Genomic DNA, 18,696 nt, shown 5'->3' on the forward strand with positions numbered 1-18,696 from the left:
TATCTTCATAACTCAATTTCATAATAAAACACCCCAAAAGTTAGATTTTTTCTGTCTAACTTTTGGGGTGCAGTTCAGAATTCTAGGCTTTTTTGTTTATTGATTATTTCCCAAGGTAGTATTCTTTTACAACGTTCAATTTTTCGTCGAATTCGAATACCAATGGTGGGAAATTAGGGATTTCTACTCCCATGATTTCGTCATCTGACAAGTGTTTGATGTGTTTTACAAGGGCACGGATTGAGTTACCGTGAGCTCCTACGAATACGTTTTTACCATCTTTAAGTGCTGGAGCGATTTTGTCTTCCCAGAATGGAAGGGCACGTTCCAAAGTCACTTTCAAGTTTTCAGCATCTGGAATGACTGAGTCGTCAAGTGAAGCGTAACGACGGTCAGTATGTGCTGAGTATTCGTCATCATGAGGCATTGCAGGAGGCAATACATCGTATGAACGACGCCAGATGTGAACTTGCTCATCACCAAATTGTTCCGCAGCTTCAGCTTTGTTTTTACCAGTCAAACCACCGTAGTGACGTTCGTTCAAGCGCCATGATTTTTCAACTGGAACCCACAATTGGTCAGCAGCTTCAAGAGCCAAGTTTGTTGTTTTGATTGCACGTTTCAACACTGAAGTGTAAGCTTGGTCAAATTCGATACCAGCTTCCTTGATCAATTTACCAGCGTCAATCGCTTGTTGTGTTCCTTTATCAGACAAATCAACATCAGCCCAACCAGTGAAAAGGTTAGCTTTGTTCCATTCAGACTCACCGTGGCGAGCAAAAACCAATTTTACCATTAGATGGATTCTCCTTTTATTTTTCGAGGTTTCCCTCGTTTATCTATTCTATTTTACACAATTTTTCACAAAAAAGCTAGTTAAAATCAACTAAAAAGAGAAGAGCTTATCAGTCTTCTCTTTATCGCACTATCATAATTGTTCTCGATAGAGGATGAAATAGTCCCGTCCAAATAATTGGAAAACTACTACTCTTCAATTACAAATTTTTTCAATGTTCCAAAGTAAAGTGAACCACCAATAATGGTTAGAATTCCACCTACCCATCCTAAAAATGGAATCAAGCCGACTGCACCACCTACAATGAGCAAAACAGAAGGTGCATTCGTAACACGTTCATCATCTTTATAATAAACAATAGCCACAATTCCCAATACTAAAACAGCAATTTTAACCAATGACAAAATAATTGAGAGCCCTGTCAATGTCCCAACCGTTACATCTGCGTCTTCAGTTGCCGCAGCAGCTCCAATAGCCATGATAAACATGATGACTGGCGCTAAAAGCAATACAATTCCTGAAATAAGACCAAAAATAGCGTTAACACGAGCAAGTGTATTTGTTTTCATAATAATCTCCTTAAAATTTTTATAGGTATTATTCTATCATAATTTATCTAAAAATTAAACAATCTTATAAAATTTTATAATAAATATTGATTTTCAAAAAATAATTTTAAGTTCTATAGTCTCTTTATAATTAGTAGAAATATAAAATTATGAGAAAACTGAATAGTTGATTATCTTAATTATCTACACGGACAGGCTAAGAAAAACTTCATTTGAAGAAATGGACTAGTAAATTTTCCCATGATAAAACGCATAATATCAGAGCACTTGAACTCTTGATATTATGCGTTTTTTATGATTTTAGCGACCTTTCTCAGTCTATTCTGATTATTTCGCTTCAAATCCTTCTGCGACTGCATCTGCAAAGTTTTCTTCTACGATGCTTGCACAGTGATCACAGATGACTGCATGGTAGCTGCGTTCTGCTGTTGTTGGGTCGATACGACGGCAACGGTCACAAACTTCACCTGCAGCACGTTTTACTGTAAAGGCTACATCTTCGAAGCTAACGGCACCTTCTGGAGCTGTATCTTCAGCGATGGTCAATTCTGACACGATCAAAAGTTGGGCTACATTGCTATCCACTGCTTCGAGCAGAGTTTTCACCACTTCATTTGGATAAACTGATAGATGTGCTTCGAGTGATTTACCAATAACTTTTGCATTACGTGCTTCTTCCAAGGCTTTTTGAGCTTGTCCACGGAAATCCATGAAGGCTGACCATGTATCCAAGATTTCTTCTTGGTTGGCAAAAGTTTCCGCTTCTGGTAATTCTGACAATTGAACGAAGTCTTCCGCTTCAAACTCTAAATATGACCAGATTTCTTCCGCAGTGTGAGGAAGGATAGGTGTCAAGAGTTTCGTGATTTTGACAAGGATGTCATAGAAAACAGTCTGCATTTGACGGCGTTCGAGTGATTTAGCACCTTCGATGTAGACAACATCTTTGGCAAAATCAAGGTAGAAGGCCGACAAGTCAACGTTGATAAAGTTCACCAAGGCCTTGTAGATTGTCAAAAATTCAAAGTTAGCATAAGCATCACGAATGGTCTTGACAAGCTGGTTAAAGCGGATGGTCATGTACTTATCAACGGAACGAAGCTCATCGTAAGCCACTGCGTCTTGAGCTGGGTTAAAGTCAGATGTGTTAGCAATCAAGAAGCGAAGAGTGTTACGGATCTTACGGTAAGTTTCAGAGACTTGGCTCAAGATATCCATAGAGATACGCACGTCGTTGCTTGAGTCAACACTTGTTACCCAGAGACGCAAGATTTCCGCACCAAATTGTTTTTCAACATCACTTGGAGCAATGGTATTTCCAAGAGATTTAGACATCTTCTCACCTTTACCATCAAGGGCAAAACCTTGTGACAAGATTTGTTTGTAAGGAGCAACGCCATGGTTAGCAACAGATGTGATAAGTGATGAGTTGAACCAACCACGGTACTGGTCAGAACCTTCAAGGTAAAGATCTGCTGGATATTTGAGTTCTGGACGGTTGACAACCACTCCATTCCATGACGAACCTGAGTCAAACCATACGTCCATGATGTCTGTTTCTTTTTTGAACTCGCCATTTGGTGAACCTGGATGGGTGAATCCTTCTGGCAAGAGATCCTTAGCATCACGTTCCCACCAGATGATAGAACCGTGTTCCTCAAAGAGTTGAGCCACGTACTCAATCGTTTCAGCTGTCATGATTGGCGTTCCGTCTTCAGCATAGAAGATAGGAAGGGGAACTCCCCAAGCACGTTGACGAGAGATAACCCAGTCGCCACGGTCACGAATCATATTGTAAAGACGAACTTTACCCCATTCTGAGTGGAACTTCACTTTTTCAATTTCATCCAAGATTTCTTGGCGGAATTTAGATACAGAGGCAAACCATTGTGGTACTGCACGCCAGATGATTGGTTTTTTCGTACGCCAGTCAAATGGGTAAGAGTGGGAGATTTCTTCTTGAGCAAGGAGCAAATCACCTAGTTTTTCGATAACAGTTGGTACAACTTTGTCATAGAATTGACCTTCAAAGTCAGAGCCAGCATTGGCCATCATAATACCGCGTTCGTTAACTGTTACAGCAACTTCAAGACCGTTAGCAACACCGACATTGTAGTCATCTTCACCAAAACCAGGGGCTGTATGGACGATACCAGTACCAGAGTCAGTCGTAACGTGGTCACCAAGGATTACCAACTCATCTACAGCCGTATCCCATGGGTGGACTGTCACAATGTGGTTCAATTCTTGACCACGGTAGGTTGCCAAGACCTGAACATCAGCCCAACCAAATTTCTCAGACAAGCTATTCAACAATTCTGAAGCAACTACAAACTTACGAGATTCACCAGCTGGTTGTACCAATACATAATCAATATCTGCTCCAACTGTCAAACCACGAGATGCTGTGATAGTAAATGGTGTAGTGGTCCATACGACAATATAAGTATCCGTATCTAGAACACCTTTTCCGTCTTTGACGCGGTTAGCATAGTAAAGGGAAGTTGAAAGCAAGTCATGGTACTCAATTTCCGCTTCAGCAAGAGCTGACTCAGATGACCATGACCAGTAAACCGGCTTGGCACCACGGTAGATGTAGCCTTTCTTAGCCATTTCACCAAAGACACGGATTTGAGCTGCTTCATAGTCTGGAGTCAAGGTCACATAAGGATTTTCCCAGTCACCAGAAACACCCAAACGTTTAAAGTCTTCTCGTTGTTTATCTACTTGAGAAAGAGCATACTCACGGCAAAGTTTCAAGTACTCAACCAAGTCTATTTCTTTACGTTTCACGCCTTGTTTTGCCAAGACTTGCTCGATTGGCAAACCATGTGTATCCCAACCAGGAATATAAGGAGCGTAAAATCCTGACATAGACTTAGAACGAACAATAATATCTTTGGAAATCTTGTTCATGGCATGTCCAACGTGGATATTTCCGTTTGCATATGGAGGTCCATCATGCAAGGTGAAATGCGGTTTTCCTTGGTTCAATTCTTGACGACGTTGGTAAAGTTTTGCATCTTCCCATTCCTTTTGCCAAAGTGGCTCTTTGGTAGGAAGTCCTGCACGCATTGGGAAAGCTGTTTTCCCAAGGTTAAGGGTATCTTTGAGTTTCATGGTATCTCCTTTATAAATATTAACAAATTAAAAACCACGACTTCCAAAAAGGACGAAAATCGTGGTACCACCTTTGTTCGAAAAAAGACAGTGTCTCTTTTCCTCTTTTCCCGTAACGTGGGGAACGTCCAGTCTTACTGTTTTCAGACTGGATTCATTGAGAGGATAATCTAACGACTAGGGATTGCAGGGCTCACACCATCTCCCGCTCGCTGAAAATATAGTTGGTTAGATTTTGTTCTCACATTTACTTTTATAGGATAAGAACAGACTCTTTATTTGCATCTTCCTCAGTTGCTGCAGTAGTTTCTACGTCAACTGACTCTTTATGTTGTTCACTTTCATCTGTCTGTTGATTTTGTTGAGCTTCAAACTCAGCCAATTCTTTATTTCCAGCCTCGATACGAGCTTGCAACTCAGCAACCTCTTCTGGTGTGAATTGACGAGTCATATCAATTGGCTCTTCCTCTGGTTGAGAAGGAATAGTTTCACCAAGAACTTCACCCACCACTTCTTTAAAGGCTTCATCGCTTGTTTGAAGATACGTTGCTGTTGGGCGAAGAATGTCTTCCCAATCTGATGACTCAACAATAGCCAATTGACTTTCAATCGTAGACTTGAGGCGTTGATGGAATACACGACTCTTGTTCTTCAACTCTTCTGTCTCAACAGCCACTTTCTTAGCATTATCTGTTGCCTGACGGAGAATTTCATTTGCCTTGTATTTTGCTTCTTCTAGCAAACGCTGAGCGTCTTGTTCAGCTTGTTGAATAATATTGTTCGAACGTTCTTGAGCAGCCTGTTTGACGCGCTCCGCAGTATCTTGAGCAATCAAAACTGACTGACTCAAGGAATCTTTCATCTCATCAAAGTAAGACAAACGTTCTTCCAAACTCTTGATGTGTGTCTCTTTGTCGTGATTACTACGAACCAAATCTTCATAGTCACGAACAACGATATCAAGAAATTCATCTACTTCTTCTGGGTCAAAACCTCTAAATCTTGTACCAAAGGTTTTATCTTTAATTTCTAACGATGTAATTGGCATACTTTTCCTCACTTACTTAATAATAATTGAATGCTTAATTTTATCTTGTCTTTTTTTGTCTGCCCATTGTCTTTGACAACTTTTAGACGACCAAACTTTCTCACACTGATCAAATCCCCAACGGCAACCTGGTAATCAGATTTTTCAACCAGATGATAGTTTACTTGGACAGATTTTTTCTCAATCAGTTGACTGGTTTGATTTCTAGATAATTTCAAGGCACTTGATAAGAGGGCATCCAATCGAAAACTCGAAACTAAAATTTCTCGTTCTCTAAAGTCAATTTTAGATATAATCCTATCGGTAAAAGGACGTTCCTCCAGCGATACAGGAAGTCTGCCAATCTTTCTTATTCCATCCTGAAAAAGAGGAATAAAATCACGATTGACAAAAATCTGTGCTCTCTTTTCATCTACCAAGATATCACCAAATAATTTACGGTCAATTCCTAGCTGGTTGATGATTGTTCCCAATATTTTTCCATGACTCAGTTGTTCAAACTTACTCGGATAGCAAATTTCTAACAAGGTCATTTCAAAGTCTGATATCTCCGGTTCAAAGTAATCTGGATACAGAAGAACACGAACCGACTCCGTCGGAAGAAAATCACCACTACTTTGGCAACCCAGTCCATATGTCCCAGCTAGCACCCTTAAAATCTGTTCTTGATGGGGATTGATAAAAGGAGTAAGCACCGGTACATATGTATCTTCTACCCGCCTTATCCACTCTAATCCCTTATCAATAAAGGGAATATCATCTTGGAAAAAATGCTGATAAATGGATCGATTTACTGTCATAGTAATAGTACTAGTCGTGTTAAGATATTTCCAAGAAACTGGATTAGAATCAGCGCGACCCAAACCGTGAAATCAAGACCAGCAAATTGTAAATTGAGCTTACGAAGTGGCTCAATAACTGGACGAGCAAGTCTGATGACTAAGCGACCTAGTTGACTTTCATAGGCATTTGGAAACCATGAAAGAAGAGCAAATGCAACGAGAATGATGGAGTAAATGCTAACTGCATTTTGAATTAAACGGATTAAGAAAATCATTATCTTGCTCTATTTCGTTTAATATCAAAGCCGAACTCGGCACCTTGTGATTCGTCTGGAAGTTTGATATCCTCAATATTCACAATAACGTTGACAGGCGTCAATAGATACATCGTGCTTGCAACTTTTTTCATATTTCCAGCCAAGACGTGACGGGCTCCGTCCAAGTAATCAAGGCAACGGCGCGCTTGTACTTCTGTCATGTATTGGAAATCAATCAAGATGCTTTCATTTCCAGTTAACAAATCAACAATCTCAGTTGCATCCTCATACTTTCTTGGATAACGAACATCAATCGTCACTTTCTCATCTGAGTGATGGTTTTGCTTTGCCAACTCTTGTTGACGAGCATGGAGGCGAGTAATATTCGCATCTTTTACTGATTCCGGCTGAGCAGATGCTGGTAATCCTTTAGAAGATGAGATAGCTGGGCTAACTGTTTCCTCTTGTTGAGTCTGGTAGTTAGTCGTTTCTTCCCCATCTTCTGTAAAATAATCTATAAATTTATCGAATCTATCTTTTAAAGACATAGCTCTCTCCTATTTAAAAAATGCTGTACCGATTCGAACAAAGGTTGAGCCGAACTGAATCGCTTCTTTAAAATCACGACTCATTCCCATACTTAGCTCTGTCATCGGCATATTAGGGATTTGTTTTTCTCTAATTTCTGCTTGCAGAGCCTGCGTATCCTTGAAAATTTCTTTCAATTCATCACTGTCTGCCTCAAAAGGAGCCATGGTCATTAAACCAACATACTCAATCTGATCTAACTTAGCCAATTCTGGCAAAAGTTCTAGCAATTCTTCTTTTGAAAACCCATGCTTGCTTTCTTCCCCAGAAATATTGACCTGCAAGAAACACTTGATAACATGATCTGTTCTCTTTTGAATTTCCTGTGCTAACTTTAGGGAGTCTAAAGCATGAAAGTAATCCACATATGGGATTACTTCTTTTACTTTCCGTCTCTGTAGTGTTCCTATTAAATGCCAAGTGACTGGGTAATCTTTCAAGGCCTGATATTTTTCTAAAAATTTATCAACTCGATTTTCACCGATATGATGGATGCCAAGCGGAAGCAAGGCTTCCGCTGTTTGTACATCTACATATTTTGTCACTGCGATTACTGAAACAGCATCTAGATTACGGTTGGCTTTTTGACTAGCATCAGCAATTTGCTGAAAAACTAATTCAGTATTTTTTTTCAAATTCATTGATTAACGATTTTTGAAGAATGGAGGTGTATCCAATTCATCCTCATCTTGTGAAACTGGTGTTTCAAAGCGTTCAACTGGTGAAACAACGGGATCTGTTTGGCGAACAATTGACTCACGGCGCAAGTCCCAATCTCCAAAAGCAGATGCTTGGTTGGTTTCAAAGCGACGTGGACTTGATTTAGGCAGTTCTGCTGTCTCTTCCAAGTCGAATTGACGGTCAAATGTGTGTGCTTGTGGAGTTTTAGTTGATGGTCGACCAACTGGTTGGTTGGTAGCAGACCCGACTACTTTTTCTAGTCGTTCTTGACGAACACCTGTCGCTACAACAGTCACACGGATTTCATCCTTCATGCTTTCGTCGATAGATGTTCCAAGCCAGATGTTTACACCTTTGCCAGCTGCTTGATTGACGATTTCTGAAGCTTCTTCTGCTTCAATCAAAGCTAAATCAAGACCACCAGTAACGTTGACAATCACATCTTCGGCGCCATCGATAGTTGTTTCAAGAAGTGGAGAGTAAATTGCTTTACGAGCTGCTTCAACAACGCGCTCTTCACCACTACCAATACCGATACCCATAAGGGCATTCCCTTTGTTTGCCATTACAGTCTTCACGTCAGCAAAGTCAAGGTTAATCAATCCTGGGTTCGTGATCAAGTCAGTAATCCCTTGAACACCTTGGCGAAGAACGTTATCTGCTTCACTAAGAGCTTCAAGAAGCGGTGTTTTCTTGTCAACAATTTCAAGCAAGTTGTTGTTAGAGATAATCAACAAAGTATCAACATGCTCGCGAAGTTCATTGATTCCTTCTACAGCGTACTGACCACGTTTGCTTCCTTCAAATCCGAAAGGACGTGTCACGACACCAACTGTAAGAGCACCAAGATCTTTAGCGATACGTGCAATAACAGGGGCAGCACCTGTACCAGATCCACCACCCATACCAGCAGTGATGAAGACCATGTCTGCACCGCTGATTGCTTCCGTCAAAGCTTCTTCGCTTTCTTCTGCAGCTTTGCGTCCAACTTCTGGACGTCCTCCAGCACCCAAACCACGAGTCAATTTTGGACCAAGTTGGATAACGGTTTCTGCTTTCGTACTGCTAAGGGCTTGTACATCAGTGTTGGCTGCGATAAATTCTACACCAGCAACACCTTCGTCAACCATGCGGTTGATGGCGTTACCACCACCACCACCGACACCAATTACCTTAATAACTGCGCCTTGAGCTGCTGCTGTATCAAATGAAAATGTCATAATTTCTTATCCTCTTTTATTCATCAAACATGCTTCCGATTAAACCACGGAAACGTTCTGTTAGCTTCGGTTTACTTTGAGAACTTGCTTGGAATTCTTCCTTGGGAGCAACCGGAGCTTCCTGTACAGTTTCAACTGGAGTTGTCTGTGTTGGGCTTGGTTGCGCCACAGGATTCAAACGTTGATTTGGAATGCCAAAGTTGATTGGTTTTTGACGAAGGAATTCATCTCCTTTAACTGCTTTTTGAGCAAGAAGATTGACTTCGGTCAATTTACCAGCAAACTCAGATAAACTAATTACGTGAGCAAATGCAGGGTTGCGAATTCCAACCTGATTTGGTACATAGAGTTTTACACGAACACCAAATACTTCTTGAGCTAATTCAACAACACCCGGCAAAATTGCATTTCCACCGATAAGGACGATACCTCCTGGCAAATCTAACAAGTGTCTTCTTTCCAACTCTTGTTTGATTTGGTCAAAGATATGTTTGATGCGTGCTGAGATAATTTCTGCTAAGTAGCTCTCTGTCACTTCAACAGGCTCTACTTCACCAATTACTTCAACTTGGAAAGTTTCGTTACTTGCTAGTGGAACATAAGCTTCACCATAGTTCAGTTTCAAACTTTCTGCAATCTTTTGAGATGTTTTCAAGACTTTAGAAATGTCTTTTGTAACGTAATCTCCACCTTCTTGGTAGATGTTGGTGAATTGCAGTTCTTGGTTTCGGATAGTCGCTACAGTAGTCTGACCTCCACCCATGTCAATGACAGTTGCACCAAATTCACGTTCGCCTTCATTGAGAACTGAGTTTACAATCGCCAAAGGTGAAATAATCACATTATCAACCTGGATACCTACACGTTCGACCGTCTTGCGAAGATTGTGTAGAATCGTACGAGGACCTGTGTAAAGCAGACCACGCATTTCCAAACGGACACCCATCATACCACGAGGATCACGGATTCCTTGGAAACCATCCACGATAAACTCTTCAGGAATGAAGGTAATCACTTCACGATCAGGAGTCATGCTCTTTGTCAAAGCTGATTTAACAACATCTTCAACATCCTGATCTGTGATTTCTTTTGTATCTGATGTTACAGGAATCATTCCTTGTGTTGGTTCGACCTGCAGAAGATTTGCTGGAAGACCAACGTTGACAGACTTGATAGAAATGCCTGCTTTCTCTTCTGCCTGTGTGATCGCGGATTTGATTGCTGAAGCAGCCGCTTCAATATCAACAATAATTCCGTCTTTTACACCTTTACTTTTGGCATTACTAACACCAATTACATTTACTTCGCCATCTCTATGCTCAGCAACTAACACCTTAATGGAGCTAGTTCCGATATCTAAGCCTGTAAAAAAACCATCTCTAGTCATTACATCGCATCCTCTCTATCTTCCAAGTTTCTCACTTCTATTTAATAACTATGTTTGGGCATAGCTATTCAAAGAATATTATAACACAAAAAAACTAATCATGCTTAGTTTTTCGTAAATTTCCTGCATGTTTTTTGAGAAAATAGTAGAGAATTTTTCTTCTGGAAAAAGTTTTTGATGTTCTTGTCAACAATTCGATAATATTTATAACCCATCAAAAAAAGAAGGTCTTTTTAGACCTTCTCTTGAATAAATTCTTCCGATTTTTGCTGTAAAAAAATCTCTAGCAATTTTGCTGTTACGCAAATTGCTATCACGATAACGCTCGAAACAATGAGGTAATTCAAAAGTTGTCCGTGATTTCCAACAAGTGGCGGTCTCATTAAGAAACCATAATCCCCACTGACAACTAAATTAACAACCCATATCAAAGCGTTCAAGGTGAAGGTAATCACCGCTACATTTTTGAAGTTGAGCAGGGAAGCTTCATAGTTTTTAAACAAGTATAAGAGTGCATTTCCCAAAAGTGCCACATGTCCGATAATGAAGGACAGGATGGTCACGTGTGGAAACGGATAAGGATCAAATAGTGGATAAGTCAGAGCCGCTGTTGCCCCAAAGGTTCCTAGAAGGGCAAAGTATTGCTTGTACTTAGAGGTTCCCGGGATCAGGAGCAAGACAAACATGGCTACACGGCAATGATAGAAGGGTAAACTTTCTGACAGGGGCAGATGGTTTCCCCAATACCAGCTATACAGAATAATCAGTTGAACAGATTGAAGAATCTGAATAAATCGTTGGTAAGCCACTTTGTCACGAAAACGATAAGAAGCGTAGAAAGTAAAGGCCAGTATACATAACAAACCAATATACCAGTGGAGTTCAAACTGGGGCGGTTCTGATATCTGCGTGGTAAATAATTGATCCCACAAATTCATATTCTCTTCCTCATTCATCTAGCTAAGTGAAAATAGAGGATCCACTCCCTCCTAGCTTTCTTTATTCTCATTTTTATCAGATTTGATTCAAGAGCATGTCTTAGAATCTTAAGGTGTTCATTTCGCAACCTATTATATCATTTGTATTGCAGAAATGCACTTTACAGACACCCTTTTTTGATTTGTCTACTTCTCTAGCATAAACTAATCGACATATTGGTCTCTTGTCCTTTATAAACCTGCCAAAGAATCTCCATTCGCTCCTTGGTGATGCGTTTTTCAGATAAGGCTGTCAGTTGGTTAATGGCAAAAAATTGAAGCTCAGCAATTTCTTGATTCTCTTGAAATTGTCCATCAAGAAGCTTACATTCAAAGACAAACTTTGCATATTATTTGCTCTGTAGTTGGAAACGATTGGTGTCAAAAACTGCAAGTAACCTTTCAGCTTTTGCTGTAAAACGGTTTCTTCTTCAATTTCCTTAAGAATATTTTCGGTTGGAGAATAGCCGACTTCACCAAAACCACCTGGCAAAGCCCAACTATCCTCTCCTTTTCCTCTAACTAAACAGACTTTTTCATCCCCAACAATCCAAGCACGGACGTCCATCAGAGGAGTTGCATAAGCGGAAGTTGGTTTCAAGACTTCTGCCACTTCTTCTGCATCGAGGTCTGATACCTGATTCAACATTTCAGATAACAGGCTTCGCAAGTCCTCGTAACGCTCGCGGTCAAAAGGATCTTTTGTAAAGGTTAATCCAGTATCTGTAATGGCAATCATTCTTTGAAGATACTTGGCAAAATCACTTGCATTCATTTTCTAAACTTTCGACCAACTTAGCTAAATTCATAGAGTTAGAGCCTTTGATCAAAATTTGGTCATTGGCACCGAGACTTTCCTTGACTTGCTTTACTAGGTCTTCAAATTGGTCCTCGTCGGCTGTTTTTTTGAAGTAATAAACGTGGCCGATTGGGAACATTTGGCTAGCCAGTTGTGCCAATTCGGCAATGTCTTCTCCGTAGAAAATAACTGTATCCAACACATCTGGCGAGAGGCTCAAAATCATCTGGTTATGAAGTTGAACAGACTGGCTACCTAATTCCTTCATATCCGCCAAAACTGCTATTTTCTTGCCTCCTTCGTTGGCTGGGATGGCAGAGAATGTCTCCAAAATCAACTTCATAGCAGTGGGATTGGCATTGTATACGTCAGACAGAATATCTGATCCATTGGCTGCTTTCTTCCACTCGGTGCGGTTACGCGTCAATTCTAGGTTCTGGAAAGCCTGACGAATTTGCTCCTCTGAAACTCCTTCTTGCAGGGCAATATAGGATGCAATCATGGCATTGGTAGCGTTGTACTTGCCAGTTACTGGCAAATCAAGGGTTTGCTCCAAGAAATTGGCCTTGAAGGTCAGACTATCTTTGCGCTCAACCAAGTCGGTAATTTCCAGCTCTGCTCCTTGACCAAAACGAACCACCTTTTTATCAGTTGGCAAATAGTCCTCTACGATAGGGTCTGCTGGTGCCAAGAGCAAGGAACCAGGTGCCATACCATCTGCAATTTGCATTTTTCCTTTAGCAATCTCTGAGCGATCCTTAAAGAAGGCCAAATGAGCTTCTCCAACCAAGGTCACAATGGCTTTCTTTGGGTGTGCCAATTCAGACAAGAGATGGATATCTCCCAAGTGATCCTGCCCCATCTCCAAGACCAACTTTTCTGTCCCTTCAGGCATGTGGAGAACTGTGTAAGGAAGGCCAATCTCGTTATTGTAATTGCCTTGAGTTTTGTAGGTCTTGTAGGTTGTTGACAGTAAATGCGCCAACATATCCTTGGTCGTTGTCTTGCCATTTGAACCCGTAACAGCAAAGACATCAACTGCCGTTTTTTCAAGATAGTAGGCTGCGAGGGTTTGAAAGGCAGTCAAAACGTCGTCTACTAGAATGTAGGGATGATTTGCAACCTCTTTCTCAGACAGGGTTACTGTTGCACCATTTTCAAAAGCTGTTTCGATAAAATCGTGGCCATCACGCGCACCTTTGAGGGGCACAAATAAGTCCCCTGCAGCAATCAAACGACTGTCAAACTCAGCTTTTTCTAACTGAGCATCCGCAAAAAGACTAACATCATTTTTAGCTCCAACAGCTTGGGCGACTTCATGGATTGTTAATTTCATTTCTACTCCTTTAAAAAGGGTTGAAGTCCGAGAACTCTAGTCACCATGCAGTGATAGTTCTGACTTCTACCCCTTCTTTCATTTTATAGCAAATGCGCTTCGTGCTTGTTAAAGCTCTCCTTAGCAAGGTCAACCAAACGCTCGATTAGCTCTGGGTAGCTGATTCCCATATTGTCCCAAAGTAGTGGGTACATAGACCACTGGGTAAAACCTGGCATGGTATTAAGCTCATTTAGGAAAATCTCGCCCTTATCTGTATAGAAGAAATCACAACGAGACAGACCGAGACCACCGATCGCACGGAAGGCAGTTTCTGCATTTTGACGCATGACAGCTACCACATCATCACTGATTCTAGCCGGGATATCCATAGTAATCTTGTTATCAATATATTTGGCATCATAATCATAGAAGGCAACATCCTTGACCACTTCACCTGGCAAAGTACTCTTAACATCGTAGTTGCCCAAGAGACCAATCTCGATTTCACGCGCATTCACCCCTTGCTCTACCAAGACACGACTGTCATATTGGAAGGCAAGCTCTAATGCTTGATGGAGTTCTTCTTGGTTTTCAGACTTAGAAATACCGACACTTGACCCCATGTTTGATGGTTTTGTGAAGACTGGATAAGTTAATTTTTCTTCAACTTCAGCGATTTTAGCAATCACATCATCACCTTCGACGATGGCCACATAAGGAACTTGGGCAATCCCGACAGATTCTAACACACGCTTGGTCGTAATTTTATCCATGGCAAGACTAGATGACAAGATATTGCAACCTACATAAGGCATTTTTAAAACTTCAAGAAATCCTTGAACAGAGCCATCCTCTCCCATTGGGCCATGAAGAACTGGAAAAACCACTGCACCTTCTTCGTAGATGGCACTTGGTGCAACTTTCTTGTCCCAGTCAATAGTCGCATTGGTCATGAGACGATCCTCTTGACCTGGAGTCTGGCTAAATTCTTGCGTTTTGATAAAGTCACCTGACTGGCTGATAAAGAAAGTCTTGACTGTGAAACGGTCGTAGTTGACCGCACGCATGACACTTTCAGCTGACAATACAGACACTTCACGTTCTGCACTGCGTCCGCCGTATAAAAGAATAATCGTTTGTTTCATATTGCTTGTCCTAATTCTAATAGAATACTCGTTCTTTAGTATATCATATTTACTTTTTTTTTAAAACTTGAAGCTAATACTGATCTTCAAAAAACATAAAAAGAGACCGATAAAAACAAAGTCGGCCTCCTTGATTTTTTGTATAGATGAATGGAGTTAGTAAATTGGTCTACACTTACAACTCTGTCCGATTTTCAATGGCTCGTAAGAGTGTGACCTCATCCGCATATTCGATATCTGCTCCCACGGCTAGTCCTCGTGCTAGACGAGTGACTTTGATACCAGCTGGTTTGAGCAAACGAGAGAGATACATAGATGTCGCTTCCCCATCAGCCGTCGCATTGGTTGCCACGATCACCTCTGAAACCTCACTATCCATGAGACGGGTCATGAGACTCTTGAGATTGATATCGTCTGGGCTGATGCCATTCATAGGAGAAATGAGGCCATGCAAGACATGATAGAGTCCGTGGTATTCTTGGATATTTTCCATAGCAGCCACATCGCGACTATCCTCTAGCACCAAGATCGTTGTCTGGTCTCGAGTCGGATCTGTGCAGATAGAGCAGGGATCATCATCTGTCAAGCGACCACAGATGGAACAATAGGTCAATTCCCGCTTGGCAGATAGGAGATTTTTTGCAAATTCATTGACATCGTCATCAGACATTCCAATGGTATAGAAGGCGAGACGAGTAGCCGTTTTGATTCCGATACCTGGAAGCTTCGAATAGCTATCAATTAACTTGGCAATAGGTGTTGGATACAGCATAAGTTCCTTTCTAATTCATTGGATGTTGTTGGTTATAAAGATTGATGATATCACGCGCAATTGAAGGTCCGACACCATTTGTTAGGTTGGTGTTATGAGGAAAGACGACTGCGACCGCGATTTGAGGATTATCGGACGGAGCATAAGCAACTGCGTTGGTATTATTGGCCTTTTGACCGCCATTAACATAACTTTCGGCCGTCCCCGTTTTCCCGCTGATGGAAACGGCTGCGCCATTTGAAAAGGCACGACCAGTTGTCAGAGCGCTCGTTCCATGCGAAACTTGATAGAAACCTTGGTGCAAGAGGGCCATATCCGCTTCTGAGATATTGATCTTGTTCAGTTCCTTAGTGGCTGTTTCTTGAACTAGATTACCTAAGCCACCTTGTTCATTGTTTCCATAAACTCCCTCAACGATGTGAGGAGCCAATCGTACGCCATTGTTTGCAATGGTTGCGACATACTGGGCTAACTGCATAGGTGTGTAGTTATCAAACTGGCCAAAGGCGTTATTAATATAGTTGGCCAAATCAAATTCTTTTGGTGTAAATCCTGTAGATTCATCTGGGAGGTCAATCTCTGTTGAAGCTCCAAGTCCATATTCCCCAAAGGTTGATCGCAACTTGCCCATTGCAGTTTCTAACTGATCAGTTGCGACTATCATATTTGGCTGGTAGGACTGCCCCATGATCCCTAGCGCAGTCTGAACCATGTAGGTATTAGAAGAGTACTCTAGAGCCTCAACTGCTGTGATAGGGAAGGAGCCATAGGACAAGGTATACCATGAATTGATCGGAGCCGAACCTTGGAAAACAATCGGCTGATCTGTCAAAGTTTGGTTTCCTGACAAGACCCCATTTTCCCAACCAGAGCTAAGGGTTGCCGCCTTAACGACAGACCCCGGTACAAAGACATTTGTTATCGTTCCAAGCGAATCTGAACTTAATTCACCGGATTCGACATCATGCTTGACACCTGACATAGCTAGAACTGCACCGGTTTTAGGATTGAGGGCTACAGCGTAGACTCCTTCAGAGTATTTGGCTCCACCGTTACCCAACTCTGAGTTGAAGTAGCTCTTGAGTAGATCATCCACACCATTCTGGAAAGCTAGGTCAACCGTTAACTTGATATTGTTTCCTTTGCTTCCTTCTTCGACATTTTCTACACTTTCCATATTTCCGTGTTTGTCGAGGTGGATTTCTTTGACGGAGCGTTTGCCTTGGAGAACATCTTCATATTGCTTTTCAAGATAGGAAGTTCCCACTCGGTCATTGAGAGAATACCCTTTTTTAAGATAGGCATCGACTTCCTCTGCTGGAAGACCTGATTTTTCACTTGATACACTACCTACAATTGAAGACAAAGAAGTGTCTAGGACTTTTCTATCCCATGAGGTTGAAATACTGATACCTGGTAATTCCTTGGACGCTGATGCAACGAGAGCAACTTGGGTATCATCTAAGGCATCTGTAGAAATAGTACCCGTCGCAAAATTTTCAACAGCATTGAGCTGACTAAACAGATAGATTTCCTTTTTTTGGTCATCTGTATAATTTAGTTGGCTCACGTCAATACTTTCAACCGCATTATTGTAGAGAGTCGCTTCAGATAAGCGGTTCCCATCTGAATCCAGGCGTTTATCGCTTGGCAAGGATTCGACTGTTTTTTTGTAAACGTCCTGGTCCGCCAAGTAGTAGTCTGCAATCTGACGGTCTGTCAAATTAGGGGAGGTTACATTCACATATGTGAGAAGTTTCTTGGCTGTCTCCTTCAATTCTGCTGCTGTCATTTTATTGTTTCGTGTGAAAGACACAACTTGCTTGACAGTGTTTTCTACCAAGGGTTTCCCTGCTGCATCATAAATTTGTCCACGAGCTGAACTGGTTGTTACCCTTGTTTGGCTGGCTGAGGCCAATTTTGTTTCATAGAAATCTTTATTGAGCACCTGCATGTATAACAATCGACCAATAATGGCCATAAACAACAGGATAACAATGGCAAACAGTAAATTAAGCCGAATAGGAATCGAATGACTATTGAATTTTCTCATACAACTAAGACTCTTTTCTAGAAAAATTTCCAATTTTCACCTTTATTTACATATAAAATAATAGAGCAAACAGGTGATGTTCAGTACATTTCATTGTACCATATTTTACGGAGAAACTCTTGGAAAAGTCGAAGCATTTTTTGACTTTCAACTGAAAATGCCTTTTTATTTGGTTATCCTAACTTCTATGATATAATGATAGTAATAGTTAGGAAAGCGTTAACCTTTAAGAATTTGACTCATAAAAAGGAGCCTCATGAACAAGCCAGACATCGCAACCATAATCGACCTCCATTTTGAAGAATTAACCGAGCTCGAGCAAGAAATCGCTCGCTATTTTTTACAACCTGAAACGATCCAAGATGATCTTTCTTCTCAGCAAGTCACCCAGAAATTACACATCTCCCAAGCAGCATTGACCCGCTTTGCCAAAAAGTGTGGTTTTACAGGTTACCGAGAATTCGTCTTTCAATACCAGCATCAGGCTAGTAAACAGGATACTCATTCCCACAAACATAGTCCTTTGACCAAACGTGTTTTGCGAAGCTACAGTATTATGCGAGAACAAACGCAGGATTTGATTGACGAAGAACAACTGGAACGAGTCGCCCAGTTAATCGAAGATGCTGAGCGTGTCTACTTCTTTGGAACAGGCAGTTCCGGTCTTGTCGCTCGTGAAATGAAATTGCGTTTCATGCGTCTGGGTGTGGTCTGTGAAGCCTTAACCGATCAGGACGGCTTTGCATGGACGACCAGCATCATGGATGAAAATTGTCTAGTACTCGGTTTCTCACTTTCTGGTACAACTCCTTCTATTTTAGACAGTCTATTAGACGCAAAAGAGATGGGGGCCAAGACCATCCTCTTTACCAGCGCTCCAAACAAAAATAGTCAGGCCTATACAGAAACCGTTCTTGTTGCCAGCCATAGTCAATCTTCTTACATCCAGCGTATTTCCGCTCAACTCCCTATGCTCTTCCTTATAGATTTGGTTTACGCCTACTTTTTGGAAATCAATCGTGAAAGCAAGGAGAAAATCTTTAATAGCTATTGGGAAAATAAAAAACTCAATGGCTATCGTAGACAAAAACGCGTTAGAAAATCCTAGTTTGGTTGAACCAAACTAGGATTGTTTTGTCTTGAAATGATAATAGGCTCATAGCTAGTCTTTCCAATCTTTCTCC

16 protein-coding genes and 1 pseudogene are annotated in these 18,696 nt (G+C 41.2%); 1 reads left to right on the plus strand and 16 read right to left on the minus strand.

The features are described from left to right. Positions 1 to 103: 103 nt before the first annotated feature. The 16 genes and pseudogenes from ACIY14_RS07880 to pbp2b all read right to left on the minus strand — a co-directional run bounded on the left by ACIY14_RS07880 (position 104) and on the right by pbp2b (position 17,512). A complete protein-coding gene (locus ACIY14_RS07880; protein ID WP_000240120.1) occupies positions 104 to 796 on the minus strand; it encodes a phosphoglycerate mutase in 693 nt (230 codons plus the stop codon). Positions 797 to 984: 188 nt separating this feature from the next. Continuing rightward, complete coding sequence (locus ACIY14_RS07885; RefSeq protein ID WP_009730427.1) at positions 985 to 1,365, minus strand: hypothetical protein; 381 nt, start codon at positions 1,363 to 1,365, stop codon at positions 985 to 987. A 327-nt stretch (positions 1,366 to 1,692) separates the two neighbouring features. Further along, a complete protein-coding gene (ileS, locus tag ACIY14_RS07890; RefSeq protein ID WP_409002180.1) occupies positions 1,693 to 4,485 on the minus strand; it encodes an isoleucine--tRNA ligase in 2,793 nt (930 codons plus the stop codon). Between the two features lie 253 nt (positions 4,486 to 4,738). Then, entirely contained in the window at positions 4,739 to 5,533 is a 795-nt protein-coding gene (locus ACIY14_RS07895; RefSeq protein ID WP_409002181.1) for a DivIVA domain-containing protein, read from the minus strand. A gap of 8 nt (positions 5,534 to 5,541) precedes the next feature. Continuing rightward, a complete protein-coding gene (locus tag ACIY14_RS07900; protein ID WP_409002182.1) occupies positions 5,542 to 6,333 on the minus strand; it encodes an RNA-binding protein in 792 nt (263 codons plus the stop codon). After that, positions 6,330 to 6,590, minus strand: coding sequence for a YggT family protein (locus tag ACIY14_RS07905; protein WP_000576502.1), 261 nt, complete (start codon positions 6,588 to 6,590; stop codon positions 6,330 to 6,332). The genes ACIY14_RS07900 and ACIY14_RS07905 overlap by 4 nt, the downstream gene beginning before the upstream one ends. After that, positions 6,590 to 7,120, minus strand: a complete 531-nt coding sequence (locus ACIY14_RS07910; protein ID WP_000053369.1) for a cell division protein SepF — start codon at positions 7,118 to 7,120, stop codon at positions 6,590 to 6,592. The genes ACIY14_RS07905 and ACIY14_RS07910 overlap by 1 nt, the downstream gene beginning before the upstream one ends. 9 nt (positions 7,121 to 7,129) lie before the next feature. After that, positions 7,130 to 7,801, minus strand: a complete 672-nt coding sequence (locus ACIY14_RS07915; RefSeq protein ID WP_001049621.1) for a YggS family pyridoxal phosphate-dependent enzyme — start codon at positions 7,799 to 7,801, stop codon at positions 7,130 to 7,132. A gap of 3 nt (positions 7,802 to 7,804) precedes the next feature. After that, a complete protein-coding gene (ftsZ, locus tag ACIY14_RS07920) occupies positions 7,805 to 9,061 on the minus strand; it encodes a cell division protein FtsZ (protein WP_409002183.1) in 1,257 nt (418 codons plus the stop codon). Positions 9,062 to 9,077: 16 nt separating this feature from the next. After that, the gene (ftsA, locus tag ACIY14_RS07925) at positions 9,078 to 10,448 is read right to left on the minus strand and encodes a cell division protein FtsA (RefSeq protein WP_000196340.1); all 1,371 of its coding nucleotides are present in this window, start codon (positions 10,446 to 10,448) and stop codon (positions 9,078 to 9,080) included. A gap of 233 nt (positions 10,449 to 10,681) precedes the next feature. Next, on the minus strand, positions 10,682 to 11,386 hold the full coding sequence (locus tag ACIY14_RS07930; protein ID WP_409002184.1) for a TIGR02206 family membrane protein: 705 nt from the start codon (positions 11,384 to 11,386) through the stop codon (positions 10,682 to 10,684). Between the two features lie 204 nt (positions 11,387 to 11,590). After that, a pseudogene (locus ACIY14_RS07935) lies at positions 11,591 to 12,200 on the minus strand (NUDIX hydrolase). Next, positions 12,187 to 13,560, minus strand: a complete 1,374-nt coding sequence (murF, locus tag ACIY14_RS07940) for a UDP-N-acetylmuramoyl-tripeptide--D-alanyl-D-alanine ligase (protein ID WP_409002185.1) — start codon at positions 13,558 to 13,560, stop codon at positions 12,187 to 12,189. The pseudogene ACIY14_RS07935 and the gene murF overlap by 14 nt, the downstream one beginning before the upstream one ends. 83 nt (positions 13,561 to 13,643) lie before the next feature. Continuing rightward, positions 13,644 to 14,687 (minus strand): D-alanine--D-alanine ligase, encoded by a 1,044-nt coding sequence (locus ACIY14_RS07945; protein ID WP_409002186.1) that lies wholly within the window; start codon positions 14,685 to 14,687, stop codon positions 13,644 to 13,646. A 175-nt stretch (positions 14,688 to 14,862) separates the two neighbouring features. Continuing rightward, a complete protein-coding gene (gene recR, locus ACIY14_RS07950; protein WP_000966754.1) occupies positions 14,863 to 15,459 on the minus strand; it encodes a recombination mediator RecR in 597 nt (198 codons plus the stop codon). Between the two features lie 10 nt (positions 15,460 to 15,469). Further along, on the minus strand, positions 15,470 to 17,512 hold the full coding sequence (gene pbp2b / locus ACIY14_RS07955; protein WP_409002187.1) for a penicillin-binding protein PBP2B: 2,043 nt from the start codon (positions 17,510 to 17,512) through the stop codon (positions 15,470 to 15,472). Positions 17,513 to 17,768: 256 nt separating this feature from the next. On the opposite strand from pbp2b, the gene ACIY14_RS07960 reads away from it, so the two are divergent. Next, positions 17,769 to 18,620, plus strand: coding sequence for a MurR/RpiR family transcriptional regulator (locus ACIY14_RS07960; protein ID WP_409002188.1), 852 nt, complete (start codon positions 17,769 to 17,771; stop codon positions 18,618 to 18,620). Positions 18,621 to 18,696 lie beyond the last annotated feature (76 nt).

This window comes from Streptococcus sp. ST16, from assembly GCF_046098135.1.
GTDB lineage: Bacteria > Bacillota > Bacilli > Lactobacillales > Streptococcaceae > Streptococcus.